Origin of the sequence: Klebsiella sp. ME-303 (assembly GCF_007910085.1) — a bacterium.
GTDB classification, from domain to species: Bacteria; Pseudomonadota; Gammaproteobacteria; order Enterobacterales; family Enterobacteriaceae; genus Klebsiella; species Klebsiella michiganensis.
Map to the genome: position 1 here is coordinate 24,359 of NZ_VOJB01000092.1, position 14,047 is coordinate 38,405.

11 protein-coding genes are annotated in these 14,047 nt (G+C 52.6%); 7 read left to right on the plus strand and 4 right to left on the minus strand.

Features of this window, described 5'->3' with window-relative positions:
- Positions 1–30 precede the first annotated feature (30 nt).
- On the plus strand, positions 31–888 hold the full coding sequence (locus FQK12_RS21040) for a MurR/RpiR family transcriptional regulator (RefSeq protein WP_014837957.1): 858 nt from the start codon (positions 31–33) through the stop codon (positions 886–888).
- Positions 889–942: 54 nt separating this feature from the next.
- Here the strand turns inward: FQK12_RS21040 and pflA are convergent, their stop codons facing one another.
- The 4 genes from pflA to ycaO all read right to left on the minus strand — a co-directional run bounded on the left by pflA (position 943) and on the right by ycaO (position 7,224).
- Positions 943–1,683 carry a pyruvate formate lyase 1-activating protein gene (pflA, locus tag FQK12_RS21045; RefSeq protein WP_004871674.1) on the minus strand — a complete coding sequence of 247 codons (741 nt, stop codon included), beginning with the start codon at positions 1,681–1,683 and terminating at the stop codon, positions 943–945.
- A 203-nt stretch (positions 1,684–1,886) separates the two neighbouring features.
- Positions 1,887–4,169 carry a formate C-acetyltransferase gene (pflB, locus tag FQK12_RS21050; RefSeq protein WP_014228637.1) on the minus strand — a complete coding sequence of 761 codons (2,283 nt, stop codon included), beginning with the start codon at positions 4,167–4,169 and terminating at the stop codon, positions 1,887–1,889.
- A gap of 51 nt (positions 4,170–4,220) precedes the next feature.
- A complete protein-coding gene (gene focA / locus FQK12_RS21055) occupies positions 4,221–5,078 on the minus strand; it encodes a formate transporter FocA (RefSeq protein ID WP_004849465.1) in 858 nt (285 codons plus the stop codon).
- 385 nt (positions 5,079–5,463) lie between these two features.
- Positions 5,464–7,224 carry a 30S ribosomal protein S12 methylthiotransferase accessory factor YcaO gene (ycaO, locus tag FQK12_RS21060; RefSeq protein ID WP_014228638.1) on the minus strand — a complete coding sequence of 587 codons (1,761 nt, stop codon included), beginning with the start codon at positions 7,222–7,224 and terminating at the stop codon, positions 5,464–5,466.
- 114 nt (positions 7,225–7,338) lie between these two features.
- On the opposite strand from ycaO, the gene FQK12_RS21065 reads away from it, so the two are divergent.
- From FQK12_RS21065 to ihfB, 6 genes are all read left to right on the plus strand, one after another.
- The gene (locus tag FQK12_RS21065) at positions 7,339–8,031 is read left to right on the plus strand and encodes a DUF421 domain-containing protein (protein ID WP_014228639.1); all 693 of its coding nucleotides are present in this window, start codon (positions 7,339–7,341) and stop codon (positions 8,029–8,031) included.
- Positions 8,032–8,217: 186 nt separating this feature from the next.
- Complete coding sequence (gene serC, locus FQK12_RS21070) at positions 8,218–9,306, plus strand: 3-phosphoserine/phosphohydroxythreonine transaminase (protein WP_004849472.1); 1,089 nt, start codon at positions 8,218–8,220, stop codon at positions 9,304–9,306.
- Positions 9,307–9,379: 73 nt separating this feature from the next.
- On the plus strand, positions 9,380–10,663 hold the full coding sequence (gene aroA, locus FQK12_RS21075; RefSeq protein ID WP_014228640.1) for a 3-phosphoshikimate 1-carboxyvinyltransferase: 1,284 nt from the start codon (positions 9,380–9,382) through the stop codon (positions 10,661–10,663).
- A gap of 292 nt (positions 10,664–10,955) precedes the next feature.
- Positions 10,956–11,639, plus strand: coding sequence for a (d)CMP kinase (gene cmk, locus FQK12_RS21080; protein ID WP_004849475.1), 684 nt, complete (start codon positions 10,956–10,958; stop codon positions 11,637–11,639).
- Between the two features lie 137 nt (positions 11,640–11,776).
- Positions 11,777–13,450: a 30S ribosomal protein S1 gene (gene rpsA, locus FQK12_RS21085; RefSeq protein WP_004100702.1), complete on the plus strand. Its 1,674-nt coding sequence runs from the start codon at positions 11,777–11,779 to the stop codon at positions 13,448–13,450.
- A 150-nt stretch (positions 13,451–13,600) separates the two neighbouring features.
- Positions 13,601–13,888 carry an integration host factor subunit beta gene (ihfB, locus tag FQK12_RS21090; RefSeq protein WP_004100704.1) on the plus strand — a complete coding sequence of 96 codons (288 nt, stop codon included), beginning with the start codon at positions 13,601–13,603 and terminating at the stop codon, positions 13,886–13,888.
- The last annotated feature ends 159 nt before the right edge of the window (positions 13,889–14,047 follow it).

A 14,047-nucleotide genomic window follows, 5' to 3' on the forward strand; every position in this document is an offset into this window, starting at 1 on the left:
TGTTTGCATTTTGAGCAAATAAGGCAAAACATGAGCCAGATAGACAATAACTTGTTGATAAGCATAAGAAACGGAGCTTCAGGGCTAAGCCCGATACTGGAGAAAGTTGGCCGTTTTATTACGGAAAATCCTGACTTTGTGATGCGTCACACGATTTCAGAACTGGCCGACTCCATTGATACCAGTGAGGGGAGTATCACCCGTTTTTGTCGGGCCTTTGGTTTTAAAGGTTTCTCGGATTTCAGAACCGCGCTGGCGATGGAGCAGGGCGCCGCGCGCTCGGAAGACCACGGTATCAACGAGAGCGAAGAGATTGCGCCGGTGCTGGCGAGCATTCGCGACAGTAATGCCATTGTCGATAACCAGGAGCTGAAAGCCGCGGCCGACTGGCTTAACACCCTGAACAGCATTGCTATTTATGCCGTGGGCACGGCGGTGCCGGTGGCGTTGTTCCTGCAGATGAATTTAATCAATATGGGTAAGGCGGCCAGCTTTATCGATCGCTCCTATCCGGCGGCGATGCCGCTGCTGGCTGACAGTCAAAAAACCGGCATCATCGTCGTTCACAGCGAACAGGCATCGGCGGATATGATGCAGGCCCTGTCGCTGGCAAAGCAGCAGGGCGTTAAAATTTTATCGCTGACCCGCGGGACGTTTGCGCCGCTGGCCCGTTTATCTGACTGGAATCTTCAGGCGGCGGTAGCTTTACAGGGGGAAGGGGAGTCGGGGTTTGCGGAAATCGCCGGCGCAATGATGGTGGCCGACCGGATCCTCAGCGCGCTGGAAGAGCAGGATGAACGCTATGCGGAATACCGAAAAGCGCATCAGAAGCGCATTTTCTCGATTGAGAGCGTGGCGAATAAGCTGTCGGAATATTTTATGTCCTGACGCTGATTTTGTTGGGGAAACACCCGGTAGCGCAATCTCTACCGGGTGGGGATTTTAGTACATCACCTTATGACCGTACTGTTCCAGAATGCCCTTCACGCGTTCCATGGTCTCTTTCTTTGGCGGATGGACGCCGTCCAGCTTGTACTCTTCGCCCATGGCTACCCATTTGTGCTTGCCCAGCTCGTGGTACGGCAGCAGTTCGATTTTCTCAACGTTGCCCATGTCACGAGTAAACTCACCCAGGCGATGCGCGGAATCATCATCGTCGGACCAGCCCGGAACCACAACGTAGCGGATCCAGACGTTGATGTTTTTGTTTGACAGGTAACGGGCAAACTCCAGCGTCCGATGGTTAGAGACGCCTACCAGATTCTGGTGAATTTCATCATTCATTTGCTTGAGATCGAGCATCACCAGATCGGTGACTTCCAGCAGTTCATCAATAACCGGGTCGTAGCGGCGCACAAAGCCGTTGGTATCGAGACAGGTATGAATACCTTCTTTCTTACAGGCGCGGAACCAGTCGCGAACAAATTCGGCCTGCAGGATAGCCTCGCCGCCGGATGCCGTCACGCCGCCGCCGGAAGCGTTCATAAAGTGGCGATAGGTCACCACCTCTTTCATCAGCTCTTCAACGGTAATCTCTTTGCCGCCGTGGGTATCCCAGGTATCGCGGTTGTGGCAATAGAGGCAGCGCATCAGGCAGCCCTGGAAGAAGGTGATAAAGCGGATCCCCGGGCCATCGACGGTGCCACAGGATTCAAAGGAGTGAATGCGACCAATTGTTGACATTGCGGTGATATCTCCGAATTTGGCCCATCCGGGGCCTATGTAGATGCACAGCTCAAAGGCTATGTCGAGTCTGTTTTGGCTGTTATCCATAAAGTATAGACAGCAGACAAAAGAGGCTGGGGCAGGATGATATTGCTAAAAAGGCCCCACTTGCGTGGAGCCTTTATTGTACGCTTTTTACTGTACGATTTCAGTCAATACCATTACATGGTCTGAGTGAAGGTACGAGTAATAACGTCCTGCTGCTGCTCTTTCGTCAGGGAGTTAAAACGTACTGCGTAGCCGGATACGCGGATGGTCAGCTGCGGATATTTTTCCGGGTTTTCCATCGCGTCGAGCAGCATTTCGCGGTTCATAACGTTGACGTTCAGATGCTGACCGCCTTCGATGGACGCTTCGTGGTGGAAGTAACCATCCATCAGGCCGGCGAGGTTAGTTTTACGAACTTCGTCGTCTTTACCCAGCGCGTTCGGCACGATAGAGAAGGTGTAAGAAATACCATCTTTCGCGTAAGCAAACGGCAGTTTCGCAACGGAGGTCAGAGAGGCAACAGCACCTTTCTGGTCACGGCCGTGCATCGGGTTAGCACCTGGTCCGAACGGAGCGCCAGCGCGACGACCGTCAGGGGTGTTACCGGTTTTCTTACCATACACAACGTTAGAGGTGATGGTCAGAACGGACTGAGTCGGGATAGCGTTGCGGTAGGTGTGCAGTTTCTGAATTTTCTTCATGAAACGTTCAACCAGGTCAACGGCCATATCATCGACGCGAGAGTCGTTGTTACCAAACTGCGGGTATTCGCCTTCGATTTCGAAGTCGACAGCCAGACCGTTTTCGTCACGAATCGGTTTAACTTTCGCATATTTGATTGCAGACAGGGAGTCAGCCGCAACGGACAGACCTGCGATACCACATGCCATGGTGCGGATAACATCACGGTCGTGCAGCGCCATCAGGGAAGCTTCGTAGCTGTACTTGTCGTGCATGTAGTGGATGATGTTCAGCGCAGTGACGTACTGTTTAGCCAGCCAGTCCATGAAGTGATCCATGCGGTCCATCACTTCGTCGAAGTTCAGAACGTCGCCTTTGATCGGTTCAGATTTAGGACCAACCTGCATTTTCAGTTTTTCATCAACGCCGCCGTTGATTGCGTACAGCATGGTTTTCGCCAGGTTAGCACGCGCGCCGAAGAACTGCATTTGCTTACCAACAACCATCGGGCTTACGCAGCAAGCGATAGCGTAGTCATCGTTGTTGAAGTCAGGACGCATCAGGTCATCGTTCTCGTACTGCAGAGAAGAGGTATCGATGGACACTTTCGCGGCGTATTTTTTGAAGCTCAGCGGCAGTTTTTCAGACCACAGAATGGTGATGTTCGGCTCCGGAGACGGCCCCATGGTGTACAGGGTGTTCAGAAAACGGAAGCTGTTTTTGGTGACCAGAGTACGGCCGTCAACGCCCATACCGCCGATAGATTCGGTTGCCCAAATCGGGTCGCCAGAGAACAGTTCATCATATTCAGGGGTACGCAGGAAACGAACCATACGCAGTTTCATGACCAGGTGGTCAATCATTTCCTGTGCGTCTTGCTCGGTGATTTTACCGGCTTTCAGGTCACGTTCGATGAAGATATCCAGGAAGCTGGAGGTACGACCGAAGGACATTGCCGCGCCGTTCTGAGATTTAACGGCAGCCAGGTAGCCGAAGTAGGTCCACTGGATAGCTTCCTGAGCGGTGGTTGCCGGACCAGAGATATCGCAGCCGTATTTTGCCGCCATTTCTTTGATCTGACCCAGCGCACGGTGCTGTTCAGAGATTTCTTCGCGCAGACGAATAGTTCCTTCCAGATCTTCGCCGTTTTCCAGTTTCTCTTGCAGAGAGACGAACTGAGCGTATTTGTCTTTCATCAGGAAGTCGATACCGTACAGCGCAACGCGACGGTAGTCACCGATGATACGACCACGGCCATAGGCATCCGGCAGACCGGTCAGAACGCCAGATTTACGGCAGTTCAGGATGTCTTTGGTGTAAACGTCAAACACGCCCTGGTTGTGAGTTTTGCGGTATTCAGTGAAGATTTTCTTCAGCATCGGGTCCAGTTCGCGATTGTACGCTTTGCAGGAACCTTCTACCATTTTGATGCCGCCGAACGGGATAATCGCGCGTTTCAGCGGAGCTTCAGTCTGCAGACCAACGATTTTCTCGAGACCTTTCTCGATGTAGCCAGCGTCATGAGAAGTGATGGTGGATGCAAGGGAAGTATCAAAATCAACAGGCGCGTGAGTGCGGTTTTCCTGTTTAACGCCTTCCATTACGGTGTCCCACAGCTTGGTGGTCGCGTCAGTTGCGCCAGCCAGGAAGGACTCGTCACCTTCGTACGGGGTATAGTTTTTCTGGATGAAGTCGCGGACGTTGACTTCGTTCTGCCAGTCACCTTTCGCAAAACCTTCCCAGGCTGTGGCTAACTTTTCATTAAGCTCGGACATGTAACACCTACCTTCTTAAGTGGATTTTTTATTTACTGCCTGAAACAACCCTTAGTGATGGTCGTCGCCACGCAGGTAAATGACCCAGTATGTCAACCCAACCAGCAGACCACCGCCGATGATGTTCCCGATAGTTACCGGAATCAGGTTATCAGTGATGAAGTTCATGACGGTCAGGTGAGAGAAACTTTCCGGAGTTGAACCGACAGCGGTCCAGAATTCCGGGCTTGCAAAGTCGCGGATAACGATACCCAGCGGGATCATAAACATGTTCGCGATACTATGCTCAAACCCGCTGGCAACAAACATTGCCACCGGTAAAACCATAATCATGGCTTTATCCATCAGGCTGCGGCCGGAGTAGCTCATCCATACCGCAAGGCAGACCATCAGGTTTGCCAGGATACCCAGGCACACGGCTTCAACAAAAGTATGGTGCATTTTGTGGTCGGCGGTTTGCAGAACGTTAAGTCCCCATTGACCGTTGGCAGTCATATATTCGCCTGAAAGCCACATCAGCAATACAAAGAGTAAGCAACCAATCAGGTTACCAACATAGACGTTGAGCCAGTTTTTCGCCAGTTGACCCCATGTGATTCTTCCGCTGGCTTTCGCGACAACGATAAGAACGGTTGAGGTAAACAGGTCGGCACCGCAAATAACGCAGAGAATCAAACCTAGTGAGAAGCAGATGCCTCCAATCAGTTTGGCAACCCCGAATGGCATCCCGGCTGTGCCGGTTGTCGCGGTAATATAGAAAACAAAAGCGATAGAGATGAAGACACCTGCGGTGATCGCCAGATAAAACGTCTTTATCGGATGTTTTGTCGCTTTATAGACACCCGCTTCTTCGGCGACTTTCGCCATGGCAGCAGGGAGTAAAAGATCAAAAGGGTTGTCAGCTTTCACACTAACTCTCTCTTTATGTAAGTTGGCGGTGAGATACTAACAAAGCATTATAGAAGGGAATTTGATGTAGATCATATCCTACCGGAACTATAGGCCTTTTGAGTGTGTGGATTTGCCTTAATGTTGACTTAATTTGTTGTTTTTTAATGAAAAAATAAATTTTAAAATTTACAAATAATGTTGATTATTTTCATTTTACCCCCGTTTTTCGGTTAATTAAAATGGGGTATTTTTATTAAAATTAACAATATTTGCGGTGGGATTTTATTATTTCTCACCACTAATTAACTTTATGGCTACAATCGGGCTTTGGGGTTGCGGAAAACATAAAAATGGGGGCCTTCGCCGGCCCCCATAATAGGGTTATTCAGGCAGTAAAGCGCGCTTATTTACCCCAGAATGCTGCTTTTGCGCGCTGCAGCTTTTCGTAGGCTTTCAGCAGCGACTGATGAGCCGGGAACGCGAGCAGGTCGCTGTCTACTGCCTGCAGGCCGTAGAAAGGCGCTTCTCCGCTCAGCGCGGCGCTGGCGGCTTCTACGGCATCGGCGCCGTACATGCGTACAAAAGCGTTCAGATACTGCAGCGGCTGGCGCTCCTCTTCCTGGCTCAGCAGCAGCAGGGTTTGCAGGCAGCGGTAGTAATTAGCGCGCTCGGCGCTAAAGATGGAGGCGTTGAACTCCATGGTCCACTCGGTCCAGATTAGCGCCTGCTCGAGATCGCCGCCCGCCAGCGCGAGCATAGCTTTCAGCTCGCCAATGCGCAGCGTATACCAGCCGTTGTCTTTGCCGGTCGCCAGACCCAGCAGTTCGCGCACGCGGGTGAAGTCATCAAGGCCTTCATCATCCATTTGTTCGATAAGCGCCAGATAATCTTCTTTTTCCCACTCGCTTTCCGGCAGGGAAAGAATCGTTTCCCGCAGAGGCGCGCCCATGCTGTTATTCGCCAGCCAGAGGTCTTCCGCCGGATAAATATCAGACATGCCCGGGACAATGATTCGGCAGGCGTAGACGCTCAGGTGTTCGTAATCGGCGATGTAAACTTCTTTATCTTCTTGTTTAAAGATAGCCATCAGGGTGGCGAACTCTTCCTCCGTGGTTCCGGAGAAGCTCCAGTCCACGAACGGGTAGTCGGCATCCTGCTTAAACATATCCCAGGAGATCAGGCCGCTGGAATCGATAAAGTGCGTTTCAAGGTTCGCATGTTCAGCGACTTCTTCATCATCGAAGGTTGGCGGCGTGAAGACGTCGAGATCTTTCAGGCTGCGACCCTGGAGCAGTTCGGTAACGGTACGTTCCAGCGCCACGCCGAAATCGGGATGCGCGCCGAAAGAGGCGAAACAGGTGCCGTTAGCCGGGTTAAACAGCACGACGCAGATAACCGGATATTTGCCGCCGAGCGAACCGTCATAAGCGAAAATCGGGAAACCTTCGGCCTCCAGCTTATTGATCGATTCGACTACGCCCGGATAGCGTGCCATTACCTCCGCCGGGATCTCCGGCAGGCTGATGCTTTCGGCGATAATGCGGTTTTTAATATGCCGTTCGAACACTTCTGAGAGGCCCTGAACGCGGGCTTCGTTGCGGGTGTTGCCCGCGGACATCCCGTTAGAAACGTACAGGTTGCCGACAATATTCATCGGAATATAGACCGTTTCACCATCAGACTGGCGGGTGAACGGCAGACCGCAGACGCCGCGATCGTCATTCCCTGACTGCAGATCGACCAGCATGCTGGCGGTTAACTGATCGTCAGGATCGTAGAACGCGCGCAGGCGGGTATCCAGCAGGCCTTCCGGTACTTCGTCATCGTCGGTTAACGGGAACCATTTTTCATTCGGATAGTGAACGAAGGGACCGTTGGCGATAGTCTCGCCCAGCCAGAAGTCGGCAAAGAAATAGTTGGTCGAGAGACGCTCAAAGTACTCTCCGAGCGCGGAGGCCAGCGCGGCTTTTTTGGTGGCGCCTTTGCCGTTGGTGAAGCACAGGGCGCACTCTTTATCGCGGATATGCACTGACCAGACGTGCGGAACCGGGTTGAGCCATGAGGCCTCTTCAATATCGAATCCGAGGTCGTGCAACTTCTGCTGGAAGCGAGCGATGGAATCTTCCAGGGCGGCATCTTTGCCGGGAATAAATGTTTGAGTCATGGCAGTCACTTTTATCGTACGTAAAGCGCGCAATGATACGGGTTTTAGATGACGGGTGCTATCTCCATCGTCTGGCTATGCTTATGTCACTCAATAACTGTTCAGGCGTTAATCATGAAGACATTTGACTGGCATCGTATGGCACTGGATAAAGTGCCCGTGGAATTTCTGGCCGAGGTGGCATTACGGAGCCTCTACACCTTCGTACTGGTATTTATTTTTCTCAAGATAACCGGGCGGCGGGGCGTTCGTCAGATGTCACTGTTCGAAGTGCTCATCATTTTGACCCTCGGTTCGGCCGCGGGCGACGTCGCATTCTATGATGACGTTCCGATGCTGCCGGTACTGGCGGTTTTTATCACTCTGGCCCTGCTGTACCGATTGATTATGTGGCTGATGGGGCATAGCGAAAAACTGGAGGATCTGCTGGAGGGTAAGCCGATTATTGTTGTGGAAAACGGCGAGCTGGCCTGGGAGAAACTGCAGGCGGAAAACATGACCGAATTTGAGTTTTTTATGGAGCTGCGAATCAGCGGGGTTGAGCAACTGGGGCAGGTGCGGCTGGCTATTCTGGAAACCAACGGGCAGATCAGCCTCTATTTCTATGAGGATGACGATGTTAAAGCCGGACTCTCCATTCTTCCTTCCCGCTTTACCGATCGTTTTACCACGATACCCCGGGACGACGAGTATGCCTGCGTTCGCTGTAGCGCAATCCTTACGCTACGAGCCGGGGATAAACAATTATGCCCTCGCTGCGCAAATGCAGAATGGTCGAAGGTCAGCCGGGCAAAAAGAGTCACCTGACAGCAATTATGTCGGTTTTATGACGTCAAGCTGGCAGATTCTTTTGTGTGAGCGAGGCCGCATTTCCCCGACGCTCAGTTTTAGCCATTGCGGTGCGTGTCACTGAATGATAAAACCGATAGCCACAGGAATAACTTATGCCCGCGACGGTTCGCGGGTAAATAACATAGCAAGTGGTGAGGGGAAATGGCTCAGGTCTATAACTTCAGTTCAGGCCCGGCAATGCTGCCGGCGGAAGTACTCAAACTGGCACAAAAGGAACTGTGCGACTGGAACGGTTTGGGGACGTCGGTGATGGAAATCAGCCACCGTGGTAAAGAGTTCATTAAGGTGGCTGAAGAAGCGGAACAGGATTTTCGCTCCCTGCTCAATATTCCTTCCAACTATAAAGTTTTATTCTGCCACGGCGGCGGTCGCGGACAGTTTGCCGGTATCCCGCTGAACCTGCTTGGCGATAAAACCGTTGCCGACTACGTCGATGCCGGCTACTGGGCGGCCAGCGCGGTAAAAGAAGCGCATAAATACTGCACGCCGAACGTGATCGACGCCAAAATCACCGTTGACGGCCTGCGCGCGGTTAAGCCGATGAGCGAATGGCAGCTGACCCCTGGCGCGGCCTATCTGCACTACTGCCCGAACGAAACCATTGACGGTATTGCCATTGAAGAAGCGCCAAACTTTGGCGACGATGTGGTCGTCACGGCGGATTTGTCATCGACGATTTTATCCCGTGAAATTGACGTCAGCCGCTATGGCGTGATCTACGCGGGCGCGCAGAAAAACATCGGTCCCGCAGGTCTGACGCTGATTATTGTGCGCGAAGATCTGCTGGGTAAAGCCAGCGTAGCCTGCCCGTCGATTCTTGATTACTCCATCCTGTCCGCCAATGACTCCATGTTTAACACGCCGCCGACGTTTGCCTGGTACCTGTCAGGTCTGGTGTTTAAATGGCTGAAAGAGCAGGGCGGCGTTGCCGCTATGGATAAAATCAACCAGCAGAAAGCCGACCTGCTTTATAGCACCATCGATAACAGCGGTTTCTATCGCAACGATGTCGCTGCGGCGAACCGCTCGCGCATGAACGTGCCGTTCCAGCTGGCGGACAGCGCGCTTGATAAACTGTTCCTCGAAGAGTCCTTTGCCGCAGGTTTGCATGCGCTGAAGGGCCACCGCGTCGTGGGCGGCATGCGTGCTTCCATTTATAACGCCATGCCGCTGGCGGGCGTGAAGGCGCTGACCGACTTTATGCAGGACTTCGAACGCCGTCACGGTTAATCGCCGCCGCGTTTTTTCATCCCCGCAGCCGGTCTGCGGGGTTTTTATTCTGTTTGTTTGAGAGTTGAGTTTAATGGAATCCCTGACGTTACAACCCATCGCACGCGTAGATGGCACGATTAACCTGCCCGGGTCCAAGAGTGTCTCTAACCGTGCCTTGCTGCTGGCGGCTTTGGCCCGCGGCACGACGGTGCTGACCAACCTGCTGGATAGCGACGATGTACGCCACATGCTGAATGCCCTGAGCGCGCTGGGAGTTCATTACACCCTGTCTTCCGATCGTACCCGCTGTGAAGTCACCGGCAACGGCGGCCCTCTGCAGGCGGCTGAAGCATTAGAACTGTTCCTCGGTAATGCCGGAACGGCGATGCGTCCGCTGGCGGCGGCGTTATGTTTAGGCCGTAACGATATTGTGCTGACCGGCGAGCCGCGAATGAAAGAGCGGCCGATTGGCCACCTGGTTGACGCGCTGCGTCAGGGCGGGGCGCAGATTGATTACCTGGAGCAGGAAAACTACCCGCCGCTGCGCCTGCGCGGCGGTTTCAGCGGCGGCCAGGTTGAAGTGGACGGCAGCGTTTCCAGCCAGTTTCTGACCGCGCTCCTGATGACCGCCCCGCTGGCGCCTCAGGATACCGTCATCGCGATTAAAGGCGATCTGGTTTCCAAACCTTATATTGATATTACGCTACACCTGATGAAAACCTTTGGCGTTGAGGTTGAAAATCAGTCTTACCAGCGTTTTATCGTACGCGGCAATCAACACTACCGCTCGCCGGGCGACTACCTGGTTGAAGGCGATGCCTCCTCGGCATCCTACTTCCTCGCCGCCGGCGCGATTAAGGGCGGAACGGTGAAAGTCACCGGTATCGGCCGCAACAGCGTCCAGGGCGATATCCGTTTTGCCGATGTGCTGGAAAAAATGGGCGCAACCATCACCTGGGGCGATGACTTCATTGCCTGCACCCATGGTGAACTGAACGCCATCGATATGGATATGAATCATATTCCGGATGCGGCGATGACCATCGCCACGGCGGCCCTGTTCGCTAAGGGCACCACGACGCTGCGCAACATCTATAACTGGCGTGTCAAAGAGACCGATCGTCTGTTTGCGATGGCCACGGAGCTGCGTAAAGTGGGGGCAGAGGTGGAAGAGGGGGAGGATTACATCCGCATTACTCCGCCCGCGAAGCTCCAGTTTGCTGAGATCGGCACCTATAACGACCACCGTATGGCAATGTGCTTCTCGCTGGTGGCGCTTTCCGATACGCCGGTCACCATCCTTGATCCGAAGTGTACGGCGAAAACGTTCCCGGACTACTTCGAGCAGCTGGCGCGAATCAGTACGCTGGCCTGAATAACGCGCGTTTAAGGTAAAAACGCCGGCCATCGTGTCGGCGTTTTTTTATGCCCGCGAGTTAAATCGGCAAGCCCTGGCGCAGTACGTTCGCGCTGGCATCGCCGCAGATTAACGGTAAAACGGCATCATCTTCCGGGCTGTTGCTCTGTCAGCCCGCTATAATTGCACAATTCTTCCACAGGAGATTTCCTGTTATCCGTAATTTACAAGCAATGCTCACTTTCCGTCGAAGAGATGCGTATAATGCGCGGCGTTTATATATTGATGCGCCTTGCTGAAGGAGAAAAAGATGACGGCAACAGTTCCGGTAATCACCATTGATGGGCCTGGCGGTGCGGGCAAAGGCACCTTATGCAAGGCAATGGCAGAAACGCTGGGCTGGCATCTGCTCGACTCTGGGGCGATTTATCGCGTGCTTGCTCTTGCTGCGCTACATCATCATGTGGATGTTGAATCCGAAGAGGCGCTGGTGCCGCTGGCTGCGCACCTGGATGTTCGTTTTGTCTCCACTAACGGTAGCCTGGAAGTGGTGCTGGAGGGGGAGGACGTTAGCGCTGAGATTCGCACTCAGGATGTTGCCAACACGGCCTCTAAAGTGGCGGCTTTTCCCCGCGTGCGTGAAGCGTTGCTGCGCCGCCAGCGGGCCTTTCGCGAATTGCCAGGCCTGATCGCCGACGGACGCGATATGGGCACCGTCGTATTCCCTGATGCGCAGGTGAAAATTTTCCTTGACGCCTCCGCGGAGGAACGTGCTCATCGCCGCATGCTTCAGTTGCAGGAGAAGGGCTTTAGTGTTAACTTTGATCGCCTTTTATCCGAGATAAAAGAGCGCGACGATCGCGATCGCAATCGTACAGTCGCGCCGCTGATCCCGGCTGCCGATGCTTTAGTTCTTGATTCAACAGAACTAAACATTGAGCAAGTGATTGAAAAAGCGCTACACTATGCGCGCGAAAAACTGGCTTCCGCTTAATCGTCTTATCGATAAAGCACAACAGCCTCCGAATTATAGCAGTACCCCCGCAGCAATGGAGTGTTAGCGGGTATGTTAAACAACCCCATCCGGCATGGAGCCAGGTGGACGTTAAATATGAAACCTGAAGATTAAACATGACTGAATCTTTTGCTCAACTATTTGAAGAATCCTTAAAAACAATCGAAACCCGTCCGGGTTCCATCGTTCGTGGTGTTGTTGTTGCTATCGACAAAGACGTAGTACTGGTTGACGCCGGTCTGAAATCTGAGTCTGCCATTCCGGCAGAGCAGTTCAAAAACGCCCAGGGCGAGCTGGAAATCCAGGTTGGTGACGAAGTTGACGTTGCTCTGGATGCAGTAGAAGACGGCTTCGGTGAAACCCTGCTGTCCCGTGAGAAAGCTAAACGTCACGAAGCTTGGATCACGCTGGAAAAAGCTTACGAAGACGCTGAAACTGTAGTCGGTATTATCAACGGCAAAGTTAAAGGTGGCTTCACTGTTGAGCTGAATGGTATTCGTGCGTTCCTGCCGGGCTCCCTGGTAGACGTTCGTCCGGTGCGCGATACGCTGCACCTGGAAGGCAAAGAGCTTGAATTCAAAGTCATCAAGCTGGACCAGAAACGTAACAACGTTGTTGTTTCTCGTCGTGCCGTTATCGAATCCGAAAACAGCGCAGAGCGCGATCAGCTGCTGGAAAACCTGCAGGAAGGCATGGAAGTTAAAGGTATCGTTAAGAACCTCACTGACTACGGTGCATTCGTTGATCTGGGCGGCGTTGACGGCCTGCTGCACATTACCGATATGGCATGGAAACGCGTTAAGCATCCGAGCGAAATCGTAAACGTTGGCGACGAAATCACTGTTAAAGTGCTGAAGTTCGACCGCGAACGTACTCGTGTATCTCTTGGCCTGAAACAGCTGGGCGAAGATCCGTGGGTAGCTATCGCTAAGCGTTATCCGGAAGGTACCAAACTGACCGGTCGCGTGACCAACCTGACCGACTACGGCTGCTTCGTTGAAATCGAAGAAGGCGTTGAAGGCCTGGTTCACGTTTCCGAAATGGACTGGACCAACAAAAACATCCACCCGTCCAAAGTTGTTAACGTTGGCGATGTAGTGGAAGTTATGGTTCTGGATATCGACGAAGAACGTCGCCGTATCTCCCTGGGCCTGAAGCAGTGCAAAAACAACCCATGGCAGCAGTTCGCGGAAACCCACAACAAGGGCGACCGTGTTGAAGGTAAAATCAAGTCTATCACTGACTTCGGTATCTTCATCGGCCTGGACGGCGGCATCGATGGCCTGGTTCACCTGTCTGACATCTCCTGGAACGTTGCAGGCGAAGAAGCAGTTCGTGAATACAAAAAAGGCGACGAAATCGCAGCAGTTGTTCTGCAGGTTGACGCAGAGCGCGAGCGTATCTCTCTGGGCGTTAAACAGCTCGCAGAAGATCCGTTCAACAACTGGGTTGCACTGAACAAGAAAGGCGCAATCGTAAACGGTAAAGTCACTGCAGTTGACGCTAAAGGCGCAACCGTAGAGCTGGCTGACGGCGTTGAAGGTTACCTGCGCGCTTCTGAAGCTTCCCGTGACCGCGTTGAAGATGCAACTCTGGTTCTGAGCGTTGGCGACGACGTTGAAGCTAAATTCACCGGCGTTGATCGTAAAAACCGCGCAATCAGCCTGTCTGTTCGTGCGAAAGACGAAGCTGACGAGAAAGATGCAATCGCAACTGTTAACAAACAGGAAGATGCAAACTTCTCCAACAACGCAATGGCTGAAGCTTTCAAAGCAGCTAAAGGCGAGTAATCTTAGTCTTTCGGGTTACAACAACCTGAATTACGACGAGTTTACTTGACAGATTGCAGGATTCGTCCTGTAATCAAGCACAAAGGGCGGCTACGGCCGCCCTTGTTTAAGCTGTTAGCTAATTTTGCCTTGAAGGAAACCGGAGGAATAATGACCAAGTCAGAATTGATAGAAAGACTTGCCAGCCAGCAATCTCACATTCCTGCGAAAGCAGTGGAAGATGCTGTTAAAGAAATGCTGGAGCATATGGCCTCAACGCTTGCTCAAGGCGAGCGCATTGAAATCCGCGGTTTCGGCAGCTTCTCTCTGCATTATCGAGCACCCCGCACCGGGCGTAACCCAAAGACTGGCGATAAAGTTGAACTGGAAGGTAAATACGTTCCCCACTTTAAGCCGGGCAAAGAATTACGCGACCGCGCCAATATTTACGAAGAGTAAGTTTCGCCGATCGGCGACAACATACTTAAACGTTAAAAAAGCACCTTCGGGTGCTTTTTTTATGCCTTTAAATCTCTCTTTGAAGTGACCTCGCAAAACGCGGGTTCTGTTGCGTTAACGCAGTAGATTTTGCGGATGGCGCGGCGCAGTTCCTTTCCT

What these genes read in the sequence shown, in the direction of transcription:
- aroA (WP_014228640.1), top strand. Translation starts at nt 9,380, where the DNA reads ATGGAATCCCTGACGTTACAACCCATCGCACGCGTAGATGGCACGATT.
- rpsA (WP_004100702.1), top strand. Translation starts at nt 11,777, where the DNA reads ATGACTGAATCTTTTGCTCAACTATTTGAAGAATCCTTAAAAACAATC.
- serC (WP_004849472.1), top strand. Translation starts at nt 8,218, where the DNA reads ATGGCTCAGGTCTATAACTTCAGTTCAGGCCCGGCAATGCTGCCGGCG.
- pflA (WP_004871674.1), bottom strand. Translation starts at nt 1,683, where the DNA reads ATGTCAACAATTGGTCGCATTCACTCCTTTGAATCCTGTGGCACCGTC.
- ycaO (WP_014228638.1), bottom strand. Translation starts at nt 7,224, where the DNA reads ATGACTCAAACATTTATTCCCGGCAAAGATGCCGCCCTGGAAGATTCC.
- cmk (WP_004849475.1), top strand. Translation starts at nt 10,956, where the DNA reads ATGACGGCAACAGTTCCGGTAATCACCATTGATGGGCCTGGCGGTGCG.
- FQK12_RS21040 (WP_014837957.1), top strand. Translation starts at nt 31, where the DNA reads ATGAGCCAGATAGACAATAACTTGTTGATAAGCATAAGAAACGGAGCT.
- FQK12_RS21065 (WP_014228639.1), top strand. Translation starts at nt 7,339, where the DNA reads ATGAAGACATTTGACTGGCATCGTATGGCACTGGATAAAGTGCCCGTG.
- ihfB (WP_004100704.1), top strand. Translation starts at nt 13,601, where the DNA reads ATGACCAAGTCAGAATTGATAGAAAGACTTGCCAGCCAGCAATCTCAC.
- pflB (WP_014228637.1), bottom strand. Translation starts at nt 4,169, where the DNA reads ATGTCCGAGCTTAATGAAAAGTTAGCCACAGCCTGGGAAGGTTTTGCG.